We start from the raw sequence: 20,852 nt of genomic DNA, 5'->3' as shown, positions 1-20,852 counted from the left end.
GTAAAGGGTGCGCCCCACCGATGCTGCGGACCCGTTGCTCCACGGACAGAGGCGGCCAGGGGGTTGGCGCGATACCACTACCTAGCACAGGTTATGCCAAATAGACTCCAATCCTAAATAGCGTTATAGATCAATTAAATAAAATCATCTTCCGCCATCGCGACCGATAAAGCCGCGGTCGCCGTGCTTTTTTGCACCAAATTCAGGCGTTAACGCTGCTTTATTGCCTCACCATGGTGATATTTAATAAAATATTAACAATTATCCAGGTTAAAACCCGGAATATTGGTAAAATAATGGCATAAACCACGGCGCAAAAACGGCGTTGCCACGATAAAATCCGCTGCAAACCGAATCCGCCGCTGTTTGTGCGGTAAAACCGTTATCCGGCGCTGAAAAACAACAGAGTATCTTGCCGGCGGGCAGACACGGCGGGGCGTTTTGCCGGCTGGGGGCGAAAAAAAAACCTAAACCGCTTGTTTGCCACCGCTGATACAGCGAGAGAAACAAGGAGTTTAGGTTTTACCTGGACGGCGGCGGTGCCGCCGACAACTGTGATTGATAATGCCGCCGGCGCGCTATTTTAACAAGTGCCGCCCGGAGGCAGATGTTAATAATGTGACGCCGTTCAGATTTTAATCAATCACCCGGCGTTCGGCGTCCCCGCCTGCGCCGCGCGATTAAATCCCAGCACGCGGTAAATTACGGCAACCAGGACTAAAAAGGCCGAACCTACCACCAGCGACAGCCGGGTGTCCGGGCTAAAGGCCATACCCGCCAGCACGCAGACTAAAAAGGCCATGGTCAGGTAGTTGGACCAGGGAAACCATACCGAGCGGAACGGATGCGACGCCATGGCATCCCGGTGGGCCCGGCGAAAGCGCAGCTGGCTTATCAGCACCACAAACCAGGGCACCATGCCAGGCAGAACGCTGGCGCTGTAGACATAAACGAATACCCGCTGCGGATTGGGAATAATATAATTCAGGCACGAGCCCAACAGCAGCACCACGATGGACAGCATCACCCCCACCGCCGGGATGCCGTTGCGCGAGACCCGCCCTACCGCCGCCGGCAGCTGGCGGTTTTGCGCCAGGGCGAAGAGCATGCGGCCGCAGCTGTACATGCCGCTATTGCAGCCGGACAGCGCCGCGGTGAGGATAACAAAATTGATAATGCCCGCCGCCGCGGTAATGCCGATTTTGGCGAAGGTCAGCACAAACGGGCTACCGCCGCCGTCGATTTGATTCCAAGGGTAAATCGTTACGATAACAAATATTGCCCCGACGTAAAAAATCAGAATGCGCCAGAGGATCTTGCTCACCGCGCGCCGCAGGGTCACCTGGGGATTACGGGCCTCGCCGGCGGTGATGCCGACCAGCTCCACGCCCTGATAAGACGCCACCACAATACAAAGCGCAAACAGCAGGCCCTTCCAGCCGCCGGCGAAAAAACCACCGTGGGCGGTAAGATTGCCAAGCCCCACCGCATGGCCGTGGTTGCCGATGCCGAAAAAGATAATACCCAGTCCCACCGCGATCATCACCACGATAGTGGTGATTTTGATCATGGCGAACCAAAACTCGATTTCGCCATACAGCCTGACCGCGGCCAGGTTAGCGAGCGCCACCAGGGCGACGGCGGCCAATGCCGGCAGCCATTGCGGCAGGTCGGGAAACCAGTACTGGACATACACGCCGATGGCGGTGATTTCCGACACCCCCACCGCCATCCACATAAACCAATAGCTCCAGGCGGTAAGGTAGCCGAAAAACGGACTCATATAGCGATGGGCATAGACCGCGAAGGAGCCGGCGATGGGTTCCAGATAAAGCATCTCCCCCATCGAGCGCATAATAAAAAAGACAAATAACCCGGCGATAATATAGGCCAGCAGCACCGACGGCCCGGCCCATTGCAGCGTGCTGGCCGCGCCCATAAATAAACCGACGCCGATGGTGCCGCCCAGGGCAATCAGTTCGATGTGCCGGGCTTTGAGGCCGCGCTGCAACTCCTGCTTTGGTTCCACTATCATCCCTCTGAATCCGTTGGCTCATTTCCGCGCGCGGATTTAACAATGAATATTATCGAGGGCAAGGAGATTACCGCATTTTGCGTGATATAACATGCTCCTCATCGTTTTCGCGCAGCGCTTTTTGCAGCCCGGCGGCATCGAAACGTTCGCAATACATCGGCCTGCCCCGCTGGAAACGCCACCCCTCGGCCAGAGACCCGGCATCCACGACATCAAAGCCGAATTGATCGATAAGCGCGGCGGCCTGCTGCTTTGCCTGCGCGTCGTCGCCGCTGATGGGCAGCGCGCGCCGTCCCGGCGCGCCCGCGGGCATACCGTCGCGTTCCAGATCGTTAACCCGGATGGAATTGAACGCCTTGACGATGTTCGCCCCGACAAGATGACGGGCCAGCAGCTCGCTGGTGGTGATGGATTGATTCTCCAGCTCAGGCATCTGCCCGTCGCGTTCGGGATAATAATTATTGGCGTCCAGCACCACTTTACCGACCAGGGGCGCAACCGGTACTTGCAGGTAATTTCTCAGGGGAATGGCGACTACCACCAGTTCGCCGAAAGCGGCGGCCTGTGCCGCGGTGCCGGTCAAACAGCCTATTGACGCCACCAGGCTCATCAGGGTTTGCGGGCCGCGTGAATTGCTGACCATCACCTCATGCCCTTGCTTCATCGCCAGTTGGGCGATGGCGCGGCCGATAAAACCCGCGCCGATAATGCCTATTTTCATAAGTCAGAACTCCAGTTGGAAGAAAAAAAATACCGAGGACCGACTTTACATTACCAACCGTTTTGCGATAAACAGGCATATCAGAACATATCCCGCAACCTACAGTTGTGAATTATCCGGCAGGAGCGCCGTAATGGACCGACTGACCAGCATGGCGGTATTTGTTAAGGTCGCCGACCGGGGGTCTTTTGCCGCCGCCGCCGAGGCGCTGAATATTTCAGCGCAAATGGTGGGCAAGCATGTGGTATTTCTGGAGGATCGGCTGGGGGCGCGCCTGCTTAACCGCACCACCCGCCGGCAGAGCCTGACCGAAATCGGCGTGGTGTTTTACCAGCGCTGCAAGATAGTGCTGTCCGAAGCGCAGGCGGCCGAGTCCGTAGCCCTTGAACTCAGCGCCGCGCCGCGCGGCCAGCTGCGCGTCAACGCGCCAGTGACGTTTGGCGCCTACGCCCTGACGCCGATGATTAACCGTTATCTGCTGGCCTTTCCGGCGGTGAAGGTGGATTTAACCTTGACCGACCGCTTTGTGGATGTGGTGGATGAAGGTTTTGAGGCGGTCATTCGCCTGGGCGCGCTGAAAGACTCAAGTCTTGCCGCCCGGGAACTCGCGCCCTACAGGATGATTGCCTGCGCATCGCCGGGATATCTGGCCCGTTGCGGGTTTCCGCGCCAATTAAGCGATCTTGAACGCCATGAATGCCTGGGCTATAGCTTCTGGTCGCGTCCGCCGCTCAGTGAATGGCGCTTTACCCGCGGCGGCGAGGAACAACGGGTTCGGGTGCAAAGCCGGCTACAGATTAACGACAGCTCGGCGCTGTTAACCTCCGCGCTTCACGACGGCGGGATTCTCCTCGGCCCGGAAGTGATACTGCGGCCCTATCTGGCATCCGGCCAGTTGGTGCGGGTATTGCCGGACTATGAAGCGCCGTCCCGGCCGCTGCATATCCTGTTCGCCGCCCAACGGCAGCTGACGCCGAAACTGCGCAGTTTTATCGACTGCGTGGTGGCGGAATTCGGGGCGCGCTAAGGTCAAACCGGCGGCAGGATCTCGAATACCGCCTCTTTAGGCCGGCATAACCGGGTGCCCAGGGGCGTGACGACGATAGGGCGATTGATCAACACCGGGTATTGCACCATAAAATCGATAAGCTGTTCGTCGGTCCAGCGATCTTCCGCCAGGCCCAGTTGCTGGTAAGGATCGTTTTTGGTGCGAATCAACGCGCGGACCGGCAGGCCCATATCCCTGATCAACGTCTGCAACTGCTGATGATTGGGCGGCGTTTTCAGATATTCGATAACCTTGGGCTCAATGCCCCGTTCGCGCAGCAACGCCAGCGTATTGCGGGAGGTACCGCAGGTGGGGTTGTGATAAAGGGTGACGTCACTCATAGCGTGTCTCTTGTCCTTAGGTAATGACCCACTGGTCCGGCAATCCAAACAGTATCGTCAAAACCCGGTGACGGCGCACGCGGTATTTTTGTATTGTCTCCGACCCGACATCTGGCGCAGGAAGCGCCCAAACCACGATAAGCCCGACCAGAGCGTCGGGCTTATCGTTTATGTCATGGCATAGTATTTGAATTAACGCGGCCGGATCTTGGTTTAGTCCGACCGCCTTTACCTGTTTCTATTACATAATTACTCTGTTGTGAACAGGCATAGCCACCTAACTTACAGATTATAATTATGTAGCGACGAAACAAGCATAGAACCTATTATTTCGACGGTTTTCTGCCGCCGCCATGGCTGTTGCGCCCGCCTTTTTCACCGGCTTCGGATGCGCGCTGCGGGTCGTTTTTGAAGTTGCCGCCGCTCGCCTGGCCGCCTTTCTTGCCGGCGCTGGATGCCTTTGCGCGATCTTCCGCGAAATTGCCCGATCCGCCACGATGTTGTTCAGCCATCTTAAACCTCCGGTTGAAATAAAGTGAATTTCAATTATTCTGTATCTTTTCAAAGCGGCATAAAAATAAACTGCGATAATTTAATCCGGTTTACCGCATTTTTACTCCACTTAATTGCTTTCCACCCAATAACAGATAGGCAACTCATATCATGTCATAGGTATATTTAATACTAGCCGACATACTCATACTGGCAAGTGTCATTTACAGATTGATACAAACTCCGCCCAAGGAATCAGCGTAAGTAGGTGCATTAATTTCTTAACTATCTATTATTTAAGGTTTTTTATTAAAAACATTATTTAAAGCCACATTATTTAACCCGTTATTGCATATAATTTAAAAATCGTGGGATACCTGCTGGGAACAACCGAAGCCGCAATTCTCTTTTTGCACCTAAAAATAAGAGACTTATAAGGCCTATAAAGATTATTCTCCCTATTGTCTTGTATGCCAGCCGCTTATCATGATGGAATCAGCACCCTATCATTTTTATTTCTGTCTATACTTAATGCGGACACTCATTCTATATTCGCAATCCGTGGTGTCCGACCGGTCCAGCCGCCGGCGGCAAGGTAAACATTAACCGCAAACCGCAACATTTTGCATGTTTGCATGTCGCTGCAAAAAATATTCACGGGAGAAAAACAATGTTCAGCAACCAGACCCGATACCCTGGCAAGCCCGATGGACTGCTGACAGCGCAGGCGCCGCAACCCGTGGCGCCGGCCAAGCCGGCTGATCAAAAAAGTAAGGATGACCCGGCCAACGCGCCGGAATCCGGCGACAAACTGCCCGACCAGCAATAATCAACCCGCATTGCCAGCCAGCAGTCATACACCGGGCGATTATGCATGGCTTTTTCCGGCAATTTTCATACCCGCCGTCACCAGCGCCACGATAATCCCGCCGGCCACCAGTCCCAGCAGCATATCGGTGGCGCTGGTCATCAGGGTGCCAACGAAACCGCCGTGCCCTTCTTGCATGCGGTCAATCAGGCCATGGGTCCAGGGCAAGCCGTGCGCCAGAATGCTGCCGCCCACCAGGAACATGGCGATGGTGCCGATAACCGACAGGGATTTCATCAGCAGCGGCGCGGCATTGACCACCCCGCGCCCCATGGCGCGCAACAGCTTGCGCGAGCCGCCCTGGCCGGGCAATTCGCTCAGGTAAAGTCCCACATCATCCATTTTGACGATGGCCGCCACGATGCCGTAGACGCCCAGGGTCATGGCGATGGCGATCAGCACCATCACCGCCACCTGGTTCATCAAGGGCGCGCTGGCCACGGTGCCCAATGAAATCACGATAATCTCCGCCGAGAGGATAAAATCGGTACGCACCGCGCCTTTAACCTTTTTATTTTCCAGCGCCAGCACATCTTCCGGGGTGACGCCGGATCCTGACGCCGGCGCATCCGTCTGGCGGGTCTCGTCCGGGGCCACCGAAGCGCCCTGCGCCACATCCGCCGGCGCGGCCTGCGCGGCGGTGGCCGGGACGATCGGCGGCGCATCGGCATTGAGCACCGCCATCGGCGCGGACGGGACCGGTTCAGCATGTTTTTTTTTCTGCTGACGGCGATGCCAGCTTTCGATCAGTTTTTCAACGCCTTCGTAGCACAGATAGGAGCCGCCCAGCATCAGCAACGGCGTAATGGCCCAGGGAATAAATGCGCTGATAACCAGCGCCAACGGCACCAGTATCGCCTTGTTGATCAGTGAACCCTTAGCGACTTTCCATACCACCGGCAGCTCACGGTCGGCCCTCACGCCGGATACCTGCTGCGCGTTCAGCGCCAGGTCGTCGCTGAGCACGCTGGCGGTTTTACGCGCCGCCACCTTACTCATCGCCGCCACGTCATCCAGTATCGAGGCTATATCATCAAGCAGCGCCAACAGGCTGGTTCCCGCCATATCGAATTCCTTTAATTGTGCTTTTTATCATTAGTATCGTTATGATTAAAGCAGGCTATTCCCATATTGTTAATAATTCATATCAGTTATTTGGAGAATGTTATGTCTGCAGAGGTTCATATCGTGGCGGTTGTCGAAGGTAAACCGGGCAAGGCGGAAGCTATCAAAGCGGTGATAAAACCCTGTATCGAAGCCACCCGCCGGGAAGAAGGCTGTCTGAAGTACCAGTTGCATCAGGATATTGTCCGGCCCGATCATTTTATTTTTGTCGAGCAGTGGGCAAGTGAGGAAATTGTGCAAAAACACAGCAAATCCGCGCATCTCAAAACCATGGTGGACGGGCTGACCGATCTTATCGTCACGCCGTTGGAAGTGTCGCTATTAAAAAGCATCTACTGAGCCGGCGTCTGCGCGCCGTGTTGCATGTCTGGCGGACGACGGCGACCACGGCCGCACCGATAGCATGGATACCGGCGCTTATGGCATAGCCCCGAACACAACCGGGCCGGGCAATGCCGCTGCGGCCCATGTCTGCGCCCTTCACATGTGTTTACGTAGCCAGTCCAGTTGCTGTCCTGCGACGCGATTAAGATGCTCGCCGGCAAAAACCTGGTAATGACGCGCCTTGGGCTGGATATGACAGCGTTTATCCGCGCTAATGGCCTGGTATAAAGCCAGGCCGTATTCCAGCGCGATGACTTTATCATTTTCAGCAAACACCATAAACGTCGGCTGAGTCACCCGCGCCGCAGCTTGCGCCGGATGATAAAGAATGGTTTCCCATACCGCCAGATAAGGGACTTTATTCCCCAGGACCGGGAATTCCTTTTTTTTCTTTTCAAAGAACACGCGCGACTCCTCATCGGTCATGACCTTGATAATGGGCACCAACAGTTCACTGCCGCTCTGCTGCTGCTTACTCGCCATCCTTTTCAGGGTATCCATAAAGCGGGCCTTTTCCTCTCCCCCCATATCGCCGGTCACCAATTGCTCGCCGTCGGCGAAAGCCAGTTGGCTGAGGACGCATTTTATTTCCGGGCGGCGGGCGGCCACCTCGATAACGTGACAGCCGCCAAGCGACGTGCCCCACAGGGCGATACGCCGGGCATCTATCCCGGGTTGGGCTTGGCACCAGTCCAATACCGCCATGATGTCTTCAATCTGCCGTTCCGGCACTATCCTGCCGGCGTCGCCTTCACTGTCGCCGAAGCCACGGTAATCAAAGGTAACAACGCAGTAGCCGGCCGCGGTAAAATGCTTAACAAAGCCCGATAATAAGATGTCCTGGATGCAAAAGAATCCGTGGCACATCAATACCGCCGGCAGCGGCGATGTGGTGCTACCGCCTGCACGATGTATCCGTATGGCCAGTTTGTCCCCCGCAAATTCTATAGCGTGTCGCTCAATTTCCATCATATTTTCTCCTTAGGTAACTAATAATTTCGTCGTTTTAATTACAAATTTCGAACGCGCAATGAAAGTGGCGATCATCGCTGTTCACCGACAAATATTTTCATTAAAATATCAAGATAGTTATTTTAATTGATAATAATACAAATGCTAATGATATTAGGAACTCATAAATTGATAATACCGGTAATTATTATCGTTGAGCAAGGTAAATAATTTATTATCAGGCTCGTTTTTTATTATTGAGTGATAAACAGCAGGAAAATATAAAATACTCCAATTGAGCCTTTTTTAAAGACATATTATGTTAACTGCCAGTCAATCTTAACGCTTCTACTAATAGCCAGCCATTGTATAATAACATCTCTATGTTACTCAATCAGTTAAAGAAACAGCAATCAATTGCTTGGCTAATTATTTATTAGATTTACATTTATATACTCATAAAAATGGTTATTTTGACCGATAAAATCCTGCGTTCCTGTGGGCAGTGATTAAAATCAATAAATAACTATTTTATTTGCATTTATATGAAAAGATTCTTTCACCGGCGGGGAGGATAACATGCATAACATTTTTCTGGGCAACGCGGACGGGAACGCAAGTTGCCGGGAACGCCGCACGGTTCGTCCGCCGCGCGGCGTTTTAATCGTCCCGGTTAACGGCTGGGAAAAGGTAGCCGTATGCCCTTCAGGAAGAGAAACGCCAATAACAGGCCGCCCCATAGCGCCATCGTGATATAACTGCTTATCCCCATGATATTCAGGCCGCTTTCCAGCATCTGCAGCAGGATCAGCGCCAGCACCATACCGACAATCTTGCCGAAACCGCCATCGGGATTAATCCCCCCCAGTACCGCCGCCAGGATACTCGTCAGCAGGTAGGACTCGCCGTAGGCGGCCTTGGCGGAATTCAGCTTGGACATCATCAGCAGCGCCGCGACCACGCACAACAGCGAGGAGATGACATAAACCGCCATCAGCGTGCGCGGCGTATTAATGCCGGCATAATGGGCCGCCCGCTGATTGGAGCCGATAAGATAAATACGGCGGCCCAGCGGCGACCGTTCCAGCACGATCCACATGATAAGCGCCACCAGGGCAAAGAGGTACAAGGGTACCGGGATGCCCAGCCAGTTATGGTTGTTCAGCCACAGCACATAGGCGGGAAAATTGGAGATGGCCGTCCCCTTGGATATCAGGATGGTCACCCCCTTCAGCAGGGTCATCATGCCCAGGGTGGCCAATATGGGAGAGACGCGGATGACGGCGATCAGGACCCCGTTCAGCAGGCCGATGAGACCGGCCATAGCGATACCGGCCAGCAGCATCAGCAGGGCGCTGCCTATCGACGGGGCAAAATGGGTGGCAACCCAGGCCATGACCAGGGCGCAGCAGTTGGTGGTGGCGATAATCGACAGGTTGATGCCGCCGGTCAGCATGGTCACCGCCATGGCGAACGCCAGCACGCCTAATACCGGCAATTGTGATCCGATGGACTGGAAATTCGACGCCGACCAAAATACGCCCGGAATCTGCACGCTGAAGGTCACCACCACCACCACCAGCAGCACCATCAGGTACAGCTCCACATGATCTTTCACTTTGGCGCCGCTCATGACAGGATCTCCGATTTACTGCGCTGACTCCAGGCGGTGGAGCTGATACTGACCACAATGACCAGGCCGGTAATCACCATCTGCCAATAGGAAGACACACCGATTAAATTCAAGCCGTTCTGCAGCATGGCCAGCAGTACCACGCCCAACACCGTTCCCAGCAGCGTGCCGCGCCCGCCGATGATACTGGTTCCACCCAGCACCACCGCCGCCAGCACGGTCAGTTCATATCCCAGCAGCGAGTCCGGCGCCACCGTCATCACGGTATAGGATTGCACCACCCCGGCCACGCCCGACAACAGCCCCATGAAACCATAGACAAACAGCTGTAGCTTGAAAATACCGAAGCCCAGCCGGGAAGCCGCCTCGCGATTACCGCCCATGGCATAGATTTTACGCCCGATACTGCTGCGTTTCATCAACAGGCCGGTGATGATCAATACCGCCAGCAGGGTCATAATGGGCAGGTTCAGGCCATAGTCATAGCCGTCGGCGGCGGTAAAAGTAAATAATGTCAGGCCGCCTTCGAACCAGTCGGGATATTTGTACAGCCACACGCCTTTGGAAAAATAGAGCAGTAAGCCATAAAATATATTCAGCGTAGAAATAGTGACAATAATGGAAGGCACTTTCAACCGGTTGACCAGTACAGCGTTGATCAGGCCCAGCACGGTACCGACGCCGCCGGCGATGAGGAACGCCACCAGGAAATTACCACCGTATCTCAGCAGCGCGGTGACCATGATATATTGGGCGATGATGGTCATCGCGGGAAAAGAAATATCGATGCCGCCCGAGATCAGGACGATAAACAGCCCGCAGGCCAGGATCAGCAGCATGGCGTAATTGTTGATAAGATCGTAAAGATTGCCGAAGGTGAGGAAATCGCTACTGTTCAGGCTGAACACGATCCCCATGATCAGGATGGTCGCGATCAGCAATACTTCATGCCGGTGCAATGCGGCTTTGTTAACCATTGACCACCTCCGCCAGCGCCGCTTCGGTGGTTTGGGACGTAAGGAATTCAGCCACCAGGGTGCCCGCTTTCATCACCAGAATCCGATGGCTGTTAAAATACGCCTCTTCAATTTCATCACAAATCATCAAAACCGCGATGCCCTGGGCGGCCAGCGCGTTAATAATCTGGTAAATCCCCGCCTTATTGGCAATATCGACGCCGACCGTGGGCGAATCCAGGATGAGCAGACGCGGACGGGTTGCCAGCCATTTTGCGATCGCCACCCGCTGGGCATTGCCGCCGGAAAGGGTATTGACCGGCAGCGAGGTATTATCCGACTTGATGGTCAGCCGGCCGATCATCTCATCGACCAGGGCCTGCGCTTTTTGCTTATCGATAAGGTGCCAGCGGTCTTTCACCTGCGCCAGTACCGTTGAGATGATATTGTCCTCAATGGACTGCTCCATGACCAGCCCGGTGCCCAGGCGGTCTTCTGACACATACCCTACGCCTGCGGCAATCGCATCGCGATTGCTGTTGAACGCGACCGGCCGCCCGTCGATTTTAATGCTGCCGCTGTCCGGGCGGTTCAGGCCGAACAGGCTCAGGCAAAGTTCCGTGCGCCCTGCGCCCAACAGCCCGGTGATGGCGACGATTTCACCTTGGCGCACCTGCAGCGAAATATCGTGGTATTGCCCGCGGCGGCTTAACCGCTCCACCTCCAGCACCACCGGCTTGCCGCCCGCATAAGGGGTCAGTACTCGATAATCGAACGCCAGCCCGGTCATCAGGAACGCCAGCTGTTTACTGCCCATTTCGGCGGCGGGGAAGGTGCCGATGTACTCACCGTCCTGCAACACGGTAATGCGGTCGGATACCTCCATAACCTCATCCAGCCTATGGCTCACAAACACCACGCAGATCCCCCGCGCCTTCAGCTGATGCACCAGCCGCAGCAGGCCTTTGACTTCCGTCATGGTAAGAGAGGCGGTAGGCTCGTCCATGATAATCAGCCGGGCATCCTGCGCCAGCGCCCGGCAAATCGCCACCAGTTGCCGCTGCGCTATCGACAGCGTTTCCAGGGGCGCGTCCAGGTTAAGCTGGATGCCGATATCGTCCAGGGTGCGCTGCGCCAGTTGGTAAAGATGGCGCTTATTCACCCAGAGATGGTGATGATAAAGATTGATGGCGATATTTTCCGCCACGCTCAGGTTGGGAAACAAGGACAGATCCTGGTAGATCACCTGGATGCCGCGTTTAACGGATTCCCCCGGCGTCAAATGGGAGAACTCGCGATCGTCGAGGGTGATTTTCGCCCCAGCATCCGGTTGATAAACGCCGGAAATAATCTTAATCAGCGTAGACTTGCCGCAGCCATTCTGCCCGGCCAGGCAATGCACCTCGCCCGGCAGTAACGTCAGTGCAATATCATTGAGCGCCTTCACCCCATAAAACGTTTTGCTGACATGTTCCATCGCAATTAACGGCTTCATTGCAACCTCATAGTAACGCGTCCGGGTGACTGGCCGGGGCAGTCGCCCTTCCCCGGCCAGAGCCTCGCAGGATGTAAACAGCGGCGAACAATTAATACAGGCTGTCGATGTTGTCCTTGGTAACCCGCAGCACCTTATGGAACTTAATCACTTTCTTGTCGGCATCCACTTCCGCTTTGCCCAGGCCTTTTACTTCATAGCCCGGGCCGATATTTTCGCCTTTCAGCAGGCTGGCCGCCACCGCCGTCAGGGCATACCCGGCGGTAGCCGGATCGTAGGTAATGCCTTCGGTGATATCGCCGCTTTTAATCAGCGACGCCGCCTGGGACGGAATCATCATGCCGTAGACATGGACTTTATTTTTGGCGCGTTTCTCCTTAACCGCGCGTCCCGCGCCGATGGGTCCCTGCGATCCAAACGCCACGATGGTATTCAGATCGGGATGGGCCTTCATCAGATCAAGGGTGGTACGGCGGGAGTCATCGATGCTTTCCGACACCGGCATGCGGCTGGTCACTTCATGCATATCGGGATAATGCTCTTTCTGGTATTTCACAAACAAATCGGCCCAGAGATTATGCTGGGGCACCGTCAGGCTGCCCACATAGATGACATATCCCCCTTTACCGCCGTTGGCCTTGGCGACCTCCTCCACGTTGTCGGCGGCAAACTGCTGGTTGTCGATGATTTCGACATCCCAATTGGCGCTGGGCTGGCCCGGCGATTCATTGGTTAATACCACGATGCCCGCCGCGCGCGCTTTTTTAAATACCGGCTCCAGCACATCGGCATCATTGGGCACGATGGTTATGGCGCTGACTTTTTTGGCAATCAGGTCTTCAATGATTTTCACCTGTTGGGGAGCATCGGTACTGGACGGTCCGACTTGATAGGCATTGACGGAAAGGTCCTTACCGGCCTGGGTGACGCCTTCGCCCATACGGTTAAACCAGGGCATGCCGGCGATTTTGGAGATATTGACGATTTCGGACTGCGCGGCAAAGGCGCTGGACGCGCTCAGCATCAGGCCCAGGTAACCTGCGGTTAACCAGTTGTGCAGGGTATTTGTTTTCATTTTATTTATCCTCTTGAAGCAATAAAGGTAGGAGTAGCTAGAGTTAAAATTTACAAAAAGGCCATGGAGAACAGCGTTAAAATTAAAACGCTTTTTCAAAGCGTTATATTAAAAAAATAGAGACTTATGCGAAGAAAACGATTGAAATATGGAAGGATACGGAAAAATTATCCATATACATATTGGCTGTATATATGGATAAATAAGGCACTATTTTTGTTTGGGATTAAGCTCACAAAACGATTATAAAAAACCAGCAAGCCGGATTATGGTGCTATAGCTGTGGCGGCATGGCGCGCGTGTTCCTCGCGCATATACAGGGAAAATTGCGTCAGCGCCATCGGCCTGGAGAAAAAGTAGCCTTGCTGAAAGAACACCTGTTTATCCAGCAAATACGCCTTTTGCCGCGCGTTTTCCACCCCTTCGGCAATCAGCTTCATATCCAGCTTCACCGCCAGATCGATAACCACGTCCACGATAATCCGGGAAGTGGTCTCCTCTTCAATCATCGCCACGAAGGATTGATCGATCTTCAGGAAATCGATATTCATCTTGCTCAGATAGGACAGGCCGGAATATCCCGTGCCGAAGTCGTCGATGGCAATCGCCACCCCGAGTTGTTGCAGCTCGGCCAGCACGGCCAGCGTCGTATCGTTGACGTCGATAAATTGCCGTTCCGTCAGCTCCAGTACCAGCCGGATATTTTTATCCTGCACCGTCTGCAAAAAAGTCCGGCAATCTTCCACAATCTGCCGGTCGGCAAGATGGTTAGCCGAGATATTGATGGCGACATGCAGCCTCTCCCGCCAATGCACCGCGCTATCGGCAATCACCGTAGCTACCTGCTGCATAAGCTGACGCGTTAAGGGAATGATGAGGCCCGACTCTTCGGCCAGCGGGATAAATACCTCGGGAGAAACAAATCCGTCCGTGGGATGCCGCCAGCGCGTGAGGATCTCCACGCCGGCGCAACGATCGTTGGCCACATTCATCACCGGCTGGAAATAGGGTTCAAACTCATTACGCTTCAGCGCCAGGGCCATATTGGTGCGAATGGACGTGGTAGCCGCCAGCCAGTTGCGGATAAGCAGCGACATGACCAGGCAAACCACCACTGAAAACAGGATTATGACGGCATACGTATCGACCATATAGTCAAAAAACTGACGTTGGGTAATGGCGATGCTCAACGCAAAAGGAAAAACCCGCGAAACCCGGTTGACGGCGATAAACCCGGTTTGCAGCTTGTCAGATGGGATCAGCCGCCCATCAGGCGACAGGGATTGATTCTTTATGCTCAGGAAAATCCGGTTATTGGATCCCACCGCATCCATCATATAATGCATATATTGCGTATCAATGACCACGCTGACGCCGTCATTGCCGCGATGCTTGCGCAACACGATGACGGCAATGCCGGGAAACAGGAGCGTGCCGGCGCGCAGCTCGATTTCCGGCGTCAGATCGCGCATTTCCGCTGCGTATTTGCGCGGCTTCATATTGGGCGGCGCCGGCACCGGGGAGCAATACACCAGGCCTTGATGATCCAGGATAACGGTGCGCACCAGCGAATGGCGCATGTTGATCATGCGTAATCGATCGACGATCTCCGCGCAAGGTCGGTTCAATAACATGATGGCTTCATCGGCCGTTGCGTCGGCGTCGTTTAATAGCGTGTCGACAAAGGCCAGCGTACTGCCTATCTCATGATCGGCGCGGGATTTCAACGTCTGGTAAGCAAAAAAACTAATGAGAGAAACGGAAAAAATAAAAAAGCACAAGGGAATGATTACCCAAAAGAGCATGCGATACTTGTTGGCGATTTTTGCTATGATCCTGCTTTTCAGGCTGATAGGCATTGTGCGTTCCCTACTCCTCGGCACATCCCCGGGGGAGATGCAATCCCGCGTATTCGCCTCTGCGAAACTGTGGTAACTGGTTTGAGTATACACCCAGTTAATTATTTCACTCCTAATGCTTCGGGCAGGGAGGCGATATCACAGGAGCAGCTTGCCAGGGATTATACGGACGGCCAGGCTGGCCGGCAAGCGGACAACGCCGGGCACAAGGCGCAGACAGAAAGTATCTTACACGATGAATAATATAAATTAAAATAATTAGCTTTATGCTTATATATATAATGATTTTTTTAGCGGGACGCATTTTCTCATTGACCGAATTTGTTAACTGATTTACTATCGATTAAAATAATATTATATAATAAAAACCTGCATTTCAATGTATTAAATATATCCCAGATCATTAACTAAACTCAGCTAAAATGATGAGATTCATATGCTTCTTACTGCAAATTCAATCAGGAAAAATGAACACAATCTTATCATTAAAAACATTAGCGATACTATTTTTCGTGAATTTCGCTTTCCGGCGCAAACCCGGTTTGCCTACGCCGTGATTAACAAAAGATACCCGAAGCCGCCGGTTATCTACTCCAACTATCCGGAAAAATGGATAGAGAAATATATCAATATGACATTATATAAATACGATCCCGTTGTCTTATTGGCGCGAAAAAGCATCATGCCCTTCGTGTGGGATGACAAAACGCCATTATTCAATAGTAGCGCCTATAGTAAAATTTTCTCGGCCGCGAAAGAATATAATATCCTCAGCGGTTATACTTTCCCACTGCACGATCATGAAAATAATCTGGCAACCTTAACCCTGTACGCGGAGGAAGAATGCGCGCTTCTCAAACAGCGCATCGAGGAGCATAAAAGAAATATCCAGCTGCTGCTGCTCTCCGTCCATGAGCAATTTATGCTCATACATCCCTATCATGCGCTGCCTGAGAGAGATGAAAGAACGTTAACCACCCGGGAAACCGAAGTCCTTCGCTGGGCAAGCCTCGGGAAAACCTATGGCGAGATTGCCATCATCATGGGCATAACGGAGAGTACCGTTAAATTCCATATCAGTAATGTCATTGTAAAACTTGGCGTAGTGAATGCCAAACACGCCATTAAAAAGGCATCTGACCTGCAACTGTTGAATACCCATGAATAATTGCGGCGGCGTCAAGGCAGCGGGCAATGACTGGCGCCGTCATCATCGGGAAATCGTTATGAATAATGGCGGTGGACATTGTCATGCCATGGTTACAGACCCATCCCGACCGTTACCTATTATCATCTTATTTAATTGAAACGACATTGACAATAAAACACTTAAAATAAACCCTGGCATGACCCATGATGCACCTAAGCGCTCAAAGATAAATAGGCCATTTTTTCAGATAACTTCCCTCACAATAATAATGACGGCGTATATATTTGATCAACGCGTCCTGGCTGTCTTCACCGATGCCGAGACGCAGCAAATATACCGGCTCTTTTTTTTCCGATAATCCGGTACTCTCGATCGCTATATTCCAGCCGCTCCGCTTAAGAATGGTATACATTGATTTACTGCATACCGTCATTATTGCCTGCTTACCAAGCATTCGGGCATAATTCACCATCCCCAGGAACAGCAAATGGCAAAACGGCAGCTTTGTCTCGGCAAGGTCCTTTACCCGCCCTTTATCAACAAAAAAGCGGCTGGACTCAATCAAGGCACCGTCTTCAGGCGCCTGATAATTAAAAAAATCCTTAAAAGGGCCCGTAATCATATTCGGCTGGTCCATGGTTATGAAACGCACGCTGCAGACGATTTCACCGCCATAGCATCCTAATAAATAATGGGTGTGTTCATTATCATAGCCGTCAAATTCCCGGTCGCCGACGCAGGTGACCTGCCAGTCCAGGCGATCCTTGAAGGTTTTTTTACGCAGCAGATATAATTCATCGAGTTTATCATTGATAATATCCTGGTACTTAACACTAATTAAATTAAACATAGTCCACCCTTTTATGATTATATATTAATGCTCTTTGATTTAACTTAATACAAAGTTAATTTATGGTATCAGTTAAGAAAAGCCCTAACAACCTGTACTAAAGTACAGGCAATAACTGTACTTAATACTAGCTTTTTACCCGTATCGATAACGTGTAATGTCTTTGCAACCGGTTATTTTTTATAACAGTAATTAGCATAATTAATAGTTACAAGAGGGTGTATGAGCAATCGTTTTTGTGTCATCCTTAATCAAGGAAATAATATCTTAACCATCACATCACGTCCGCACGGCAAAATACATCGGTTAAGGCAAGGCCAATTATTTATCGGTGACGGCACACCCTATAAGACGTATAATCAGGGAGATGAATCATGGCATATTATCGGCCATATCGACAACCTGCCGCTGCTAAATTACTTATTATTCAATTATTACCCCTCCGGCGCCGATCCGATCAGCGAAGAGATCATCAGCCTGGCGGTGAAGCGCCACGGCATGAGCATCATTGCGCTGCTGAAAGGTGATTTTTGCATTATCCATGAAGACGCGGAAGGTAACCTTACGCTGGTATCAGAAGAGGAAGACGAGTGGTGCGCGCCGGCGGGCGCTGATACCATCGCGGGATCCGCCGCGATAAACGATGAAGGCCCCTGCACGCCGGCGGGCGCGTATTCGTTCTACAGCGCGAACGGCAACACAAACCATTGCGACGCCGTGCCGGCATGCCTGAGTCCCGCGGGCGAATATTTGGGGCAGCGCCGTATATGCGTCACACGCTGGCGCGAGCACAATTTACATTTTATCCGCAGCTTCCGCAGCCGCGTGGACCCGGGCAGCAGGAGTGTTAACAGCGACAATCCGCCTGATGCCAAGGGTTATTTTTTCTAGACCTTGATCATTATTACTCTCTTATTTTTTTAAATAAAAACCCTGGTAATTTTATTAATTTTAGCATGGTGATTTAGCCAATTGGAACATATCCATTAATTTTAAACAAATATTAATGCACCTATTGGCATTTTTATGATTATTTATAATTGAGATTAAAATAATCGCTCGAAATTTTTATATTCGACAAATCCAGAAAATCAACTAGGCTTAAGTTTAAATAGGTATGCTTATTATTTAAAAGGAGAGAAAGATGGCTGATTTTGATCAATATACCATGCGTAATCCCGTGACCCAATATACCCGGGAGGACTTTCCTGAACAACGCCAGGACGCGCCTGGACTACAATCCGACATGACCCCGGTTCCTGATTGCGGTGAGCAAACCTATCGCGGCAGCGGCCGCCTGGCCGGACGCAAGGCCTTGGTTACCGGCGCTGATTCCGGCATCGGACGCGCCGTGGCCATCGCCTATGCCCGGGAAGGGGCGGATATCGCCCTGGCATATCATCCCGATGAACATAAAGACGCCGAACAGGTAGCGGAACTGATTAAGGAAGCGGGACGCAAAGTATTTATGCTGCCCGGTGATTTAAGCGACGAGTCGGTAAATGTCAAAGTGGTGGAAGATGCGTACAACCAACTGGGCGGGCTGGATATCCTGGCGCTGGTGGCCGGGAAACAAACGGCGGTGGAGGATATTGCCGATCTGACGACCGAACAGTTCCGCAAAACGTTTGAAACCAATGTCTTTTCACTGTTCTGGATGACCAAGGCGGCGTTGCCGTACCTGCCCGCCGGCGCGTCCATCATTACCACCTCGTCCATCCAGGCCTACCAGCCCAGTCCGTCGTTACTGGATTACGCGGCCACCAAAGCCGCCATCCTGAACTTTACCCGCGGACTGGCTAAACAGGTCGCCGCCAAAGGCATCAGGGTTAACTGCGTGGCGCCCGGCCCCATTTGGACCGTATTGCAGGTGTCCGGCGGACAGCCCACCGAAAAGCTGCCTTCATTCGGCACGCAGACCCCGCTTGGCCGTGCCGGTCAACCCGCCGAACTGGCGCCCATCTATGTCTATCTGGCTTCGCAGGAATCCAGCTACGTCACGGCCGAAGTCCACGGCGTCACCGGCGGCAATCACTTAAGCTAACCGTTCCATGGCGGGCCAGGCCCGCCAGCACCGGCTCAAAGCCGCCGAATTCACAGCAGCCTAGCGCTTGCCGCCGGATTCCGCCCCAACCAACCCCACCTTGAAGTACCCTCCCTGGCGCAGGTTATCCATTACCGACATCAAGGTCTCGTAATCAACGCTTTTATCAGCCTGGAAAAAAATCGTGGTGTCTTTATTGCCCTGGGTCAGCGTATCCAGCGACGTCGCCAGGTTAGCCGGTGTGACGGGTTGATCACCGAGGAACAACTGCTTATCCCCTTTTACCGACAGGTAAACCGGCTTTTCCGGACGCGGCTGCGGGGCCGCGGTGGAGTTGGGCAAATCCACCCGGATATCCACCGTTGCCAGCGGGGCGGCCACCATAAAAATAATCAACAACACCAACATCACGTCGATAAACGGCGTCACGTTGATATCGTGCATCTCCCCGTCGCCGTCAATGTCTTCATTCAAGTGCATTGCCATCGCTTAACCTATCCGAAACTTTGCCACGGCATGCGCGCTTTGACGCCCGGCGCTGGCGGCCAGATCCAAATCACGGCCCAATAACAGGAGAACCTGCGCGGCGCAATCTCCCACCATGGCTTTATAGCCGGCGATAGTGCGCGCAAAAATATTATAGATAACCACGGCGGGGATAGCGGCGAACAGACCGATGGCCGTGGCCAGCAGCGCCTCGGCAATGCCCGGCGCCACTACCGCCAGGTTAGTGGTCTGGGTATGGGCGATGCCGATAAAACTGTTCATGATGCCCCAAACGGTCCCGAATAAACCGATAAACGGCGAAATGGCGCCGATGGTGGCCAGAAAACCGTTGCCTTTACCCATCGCGCGGCTGGTGGCCGCGACGCTGCGTTCCAGCCGGAAGGCGACACGCTCTTTAATGCCGTTGCTGTCGTTAGACTCGGCGGAGAGATCCAGCTCATTTTGCGTCATGGCCAGCAGCCGGCCGGCGATGCTGGCTTCTTTAAATGCCGCCGCGGCCGAAAAAGCCTCGTCCAGGCTCTTCACCTCCGCAAGCGACGCCATCTCGCGGCGCAGCCGGCGTTTCGCCGACGACAGTTCGGCGCTTTTACCAAAAAACAACGCCCAGGTGATGATGGAGGCAATCAGCAGCCCAATCATCACGGTCTTGACCACCACATCGGCATGCTGATACATACCCCATACCGACAGATCCATCTGCGGCAGCAACCGCTGGCCGGAGGCGTCGACAGGTATCGCCTGCGGCAACCTTTGCGGCGCGGCGACGGCGGCGGTTCCCATCGGCGCGGGGGCGGTATCCGGCGCGGCGGCGGCGGCCGGCCCTGTCAGGCCAAATACCATAAGCGTCGCGACGGACATGCCACGCAACACTGCGGATAATGAATAAGCACGTCGCTGCGCCCTTTGGGACAGGACCTGGACCCGTTGTAAAACAGCCATTTTCACGCTGCGCCTCCACCTAAAACTTTGCTAAAAAATAATCCAGCCAGAATGATAGCAAACAGAACGGGAATTGATAGTGGTTCTCATTATTATTTGTATCAACCATTCTTGCGCCACCGACAACCCGCGATAAAATTTATCCTGCGCTCATCAACCTAATAACACCTCGCCGTGGAAAATAACGTTATTAACACTTCGGTTAAAGAACCGTTCAGTTCCCGTACGCGCGGGTTACGGCGGCGGCGGCGCTTATGCCGGATCCCTCTTTTTAAATCAAAATTAATATTATTATAAATCGTTTCAGCCCGGCCAAAACGCCTGCCGCCGCGGCGTATTCATGTTAACGTAGCACAGCGAACACCAGCGTCATTGCGCC

Annotated in this window: 20 protein-coding genes; 6 read left to right on the top strand and 14 right to left on the bottom strand. The window is 53.1% G+C overall.

Features of this window, described 5'->3' with window-relative positions:
- Positions 1 to 643: 643 nt before the first annotated feature.
- Positions 644 to 2,032 (bottom strand): bifunctional threonine/serine APC transporter ThrP, encoded by a 1,389-nt coding sequence (gene thrP, locus ACL2XG_RS19810; protein ID WP_413723496.1) that lies wholly within the window; start codon positions 2,030 to 2,032, stop codon positions 644 to 646.
- A gap of 70 nt (positions 2,033 to 2,102) precedes the next feature.
- Positions 2,103 to 2,756: an NADPH-dependent F420 reductase gene (locus ACL2XG_RS19805; protein WP_410013472.1), complete on the bottom strand. Its 654-nt coding sequence runs from the start codon at positions 2,754 to 2,756 to the stop codon at positions 2,103 to 2,105.
- Positions 2,757 to 2,889: 133 nt separating this feature from the next.
- On the opposite strand from ACL2XG_RS19805, the gene ACL2XG_RS19800 reads away from it, so the two are divergent.
- Positions 2,890 to 3,783 (top strand): LysR family transcriptional regulator, encoded by an 894-nt coding sequence (locus tag ACL2XG_RS19800; RefSeq protein ID WP_413721479.1) that lies wholly within the window; start codon positions 2,890 to 2,892, stop codon positions 3,781 to 3,783.
- Positions 3,784 to 3,785: 2 nt separating this feature from the next.
- Here ACL2XG_RS19800 and arsC read toward each other — a convergent pair whose 3' ends face one another.
- Positions 3,786 to 4,145 carry an arsenate reductase (glutaredoxin) gene (gene arsC, locus ACL2XG_RS19795; RefSeq protein WP_410013470.1) on the bottom strand — a complete coding sequence of 120 codons (360 nt, stop codon included), beginning with the start codon at positions 4,143 to 4,145 and terminating at the stop codon, positions 3,786 to 3,788.
- Positions 4,146 to 4,471: 326 nt separating this feature from the next.
- Positions 4,472 to 4,657 (bottom strand): general stress protein, encoded by a 186-nt coding sequence (locus ACL2XG_RS19790; protein ID WP_410013469.1) that lies wholly within the window; start codon positions 4,655 to 4,657, stop codon positions 4,472 to 4,474.
- A gap of 650 nt (positions 4,658 to 5,307) precedes the next feature.
- Here ACL2XG_RS19790 and ACL2XG_RS19785 point away from each other — a divergent pair.
- Positions 5,308 to 5,466 (top strand): hypothetical protein, encoded by a 159-nt coding sequence (locus tag ACL2XG_RS19785; protein ID WP_410013468.1) that lies wholly within the window; start codon positions 5,308 to 5,310, stop codon positions 5,464 to 5,466.
- Positions 5,467 to 5,505: 39 nt separating this feature from the next.
- On the opposite strand, the gene ACL2XG_RS19780 is transcribed toward ACL2XG_RS19785, so the two are convergent.
- On the bottom strand, positions 5,506 to 6,570 hold the full coding sequence (locus ACL2XG_RS19780) for a DUF808 domain-containing protein (protein ID WP_413721480.1): 1,065 nt from the start codon (positions 6,568 to 6,570) through the stop codon (positions 5,506 to 5,508).
- Between the two features lie 102 nt (positions 6,571 to 6,672).
- Here ACL2XG_RS19780 and ACL2XG_RS19775 point away from each other — a divergent pair, with 102 nt between their 5' ends.
- Positions 6,673 to 6,969, top strand: coding sequence for a putative quinol monooxygenase (locus tag ACL2XG_RS19775; protein ID WP_410013466.1), 297 nt, complete (start codon positions 6,673 to 6,675; stop codon positions 6,967 to 6,969).
- Positions 6,970 to 7,110: 141 nt separating this feature from the next.
- Here ACL2XG_RS19775 and ACL2XG_RS19770 read toward each other — a convergent pair whose 3' ends face one another.
- From ACL2XG_RS19770 to ACL2XG_RS19745, 6 genes are all read right to left on the bottom strand, one after another.
- A complete protein-coding gene (locus tag ACL2XG_RS19770) occupies positions 7,111 to 7,986 on the bottom strand; it encodes an alpha/beta hydrolase (RefSeq protein WP_413721481.1) in 876 nt (291 codons plus the stop codon).
- 652 nt (positions 7,987 to 8,638) lie between these two features.
- Positions 8,639 to 9,598, bottom strand: coding sequence for an ABC transporter permease (locus tag ACL2XG_RS19765; RefSeq protein WP_410013464.1), 960 nt, complete (start codon positions 9,596 to 9,598; stop codon positions 8,639 to 8,641).
- Positions 9,595 to 10,575, bottom strand: a complete 981-nt coding sequence (locus tag ACL2XG_RS19760; RefSeq protein WP_410013463.1) for an ABC transporter permease — start codon at positions 10,573 to 10,575, stop codon at positions 9,595 to 9,597. Before ACL2XG_RS19760 ends, ACL2XG_RS19765 begins: the two co-directional genes overlap by 4 nt.
- Positions 10,568 to 12,049: a sugar ABC transporter ATP-binding protein gene (locus tag ACL2XG_RS19755; RefSeq protein ID WP_410013462.1), complete on the bottom strand. Its 1,482-nt coding sequence runs from the start codon at positions 12,047 to 12,049 to the stop codon at positions 10,568 to 10,570. Before ACL2XG_RS19755 ends, ACL2XG_RS19760 begins: the two co-directional genes overlap by 8 nt.
- 91 nt (positions 12,050 to 12,140) lie before the next feature.
- Entirely contained in the window at positions 12,141 to 13,073 is a 933-nt protein-coding gene (locus ACL2XG_RS19750; RefSeq protein WP_410016728.1) for an autoinducer 2 ABC transporter substrate-binding protein, read from the bottom strand.
- A gap of 317 nt (positions 13,074 to 13,390) precedes the next feature.
- Positions 13,391 to 14,983 (bottom strand): EAL domain-containing protein, encoded by a 1,593-nt coding sequence (locus ACL2XG_RS19745; RefSeq protein WP_410013461.1) that lies wholly within the window; start codon positions 14,981 to 14,983, stop codon positions 13,391 to 13,393.
- Positions 14,984 to 15,419: 436 nt separating this feature from the next.
- Between ACL2XG_RS19745 and ACL2XG_RS19740 the strand changes: the two genes are divergently transcribed.
- Positions 15,420 to 16,151 (top strand): helix-turn-helix transcriptional regulator, encoded by a 732-nt coding sequence (locus ACL2XG_RS19740; RefSeq protein WP_410013460.1) that lies wholly within the window; start codon positions 15,420 to 15,422, stop codon positions 16,149 to 16,151.
- Between the two features lie 202 nt (positions 16,152 to 16,353).
- On the opposite strand, the gene ACL2XG_RS19735 is transcribed toward ACL2XG_RS19740, so the two are convergent.
- Positions 16,354 to 16,983 carry an acyl-homoserine-lactone synthase gene (locus ACL2XG_RS19735; protein WP_410013459.1) on the bottom strand — a complete coding sequence of 210 codons (630 nt, stop codon included), beginning with the start codon at positions 16,981 to 16,983 and terminating at the stop codon, positions 16,354 to 16,356.
- Positions 16,984 to 17,205: 222 nt separating this feature from the next.
- Here ACL2XG_RS19735 and ACL2XG_RS19730 point away from each other — a divergent pair, with 222 nt between their 5' ends.
- Together ACL2XG_RS19730 and ACL2XG_RS19725 are read left to right on the top strand one after the other, a co-directional pair.
- Positions 17,206 to 17,874: a carbapenam-3-carboxylate synthase domain-containing protein gene (locus ACL2XG_RS19730; protein ID WP_413721482.1), complete on the top strand. Its 669-nt coding sequence runs from the start codon at positions 17,206 to 17,208 to the stop codon at positions 17,872 to 17,874.
- A gap of 253 nt (positions 17,875 to 18,127) precedes the next feature.
- A complete protein-coding gene (locus tag ACL2XG_RS19725) occupies positions 18,128 to 19,027 on the top strand; it encodes an SDR family oxidoreductase (RefSeq protein ID WP_410013457.1) in 900 nt (299 codons plus the stop codon).
- A gap of 60 nt (positions 19,028 to 19,087) precedes the next feature.
- Here ACL2XG_RS19725 and exbD read toward each other — a convergent pair whose 3' ends face one another.
- Positions 19,088 to 19,513 carry a TonB system transport protein ExbD gene (gene exbD / locus ACL2XG_RS19720; RefSeq protein WP_410013456.1) on the bottom strand — a complete coding sequence of 142 codons (426 nt, stop codon included), beginning with the start codon at positions 19,511 to 19,513 and terminating at the stop codon, positions 19,088 to 19,090.
- A gap of 3 nt (positions 19,514 to 19,516) precedes the next feature.
- The gene (gene exbB / locus ACL2XG_RS19715) at positions 19,517 to 20,473 is read right to left on the bottom strand and encodes a tol-pal system-associated acyl-CoA thioesterase (protein WP_413721483.1); all 957 of its coding nucleotides are present in this window, start codon (positions 20,471 to 20,473) and stop codon (positions 19,517 to 19,519) included.
- Positions 20,474 to 20,852 lie beyond the last annotated feature (379 nt).

This window comes from Sodalis sp. RH24 (assembly GCF_047324145.1).
GTDB lineage: Bacteria > Pseudomonadota > Gammaproteobacteria > Enterobacterales > Enterobacteriaceae > Acerihabitans.
The sequence above is the reverse complement of the archived record's forward strand: the minus strand, read 5'-3'. Positions and strand labels throughout refer to the sequence as shown.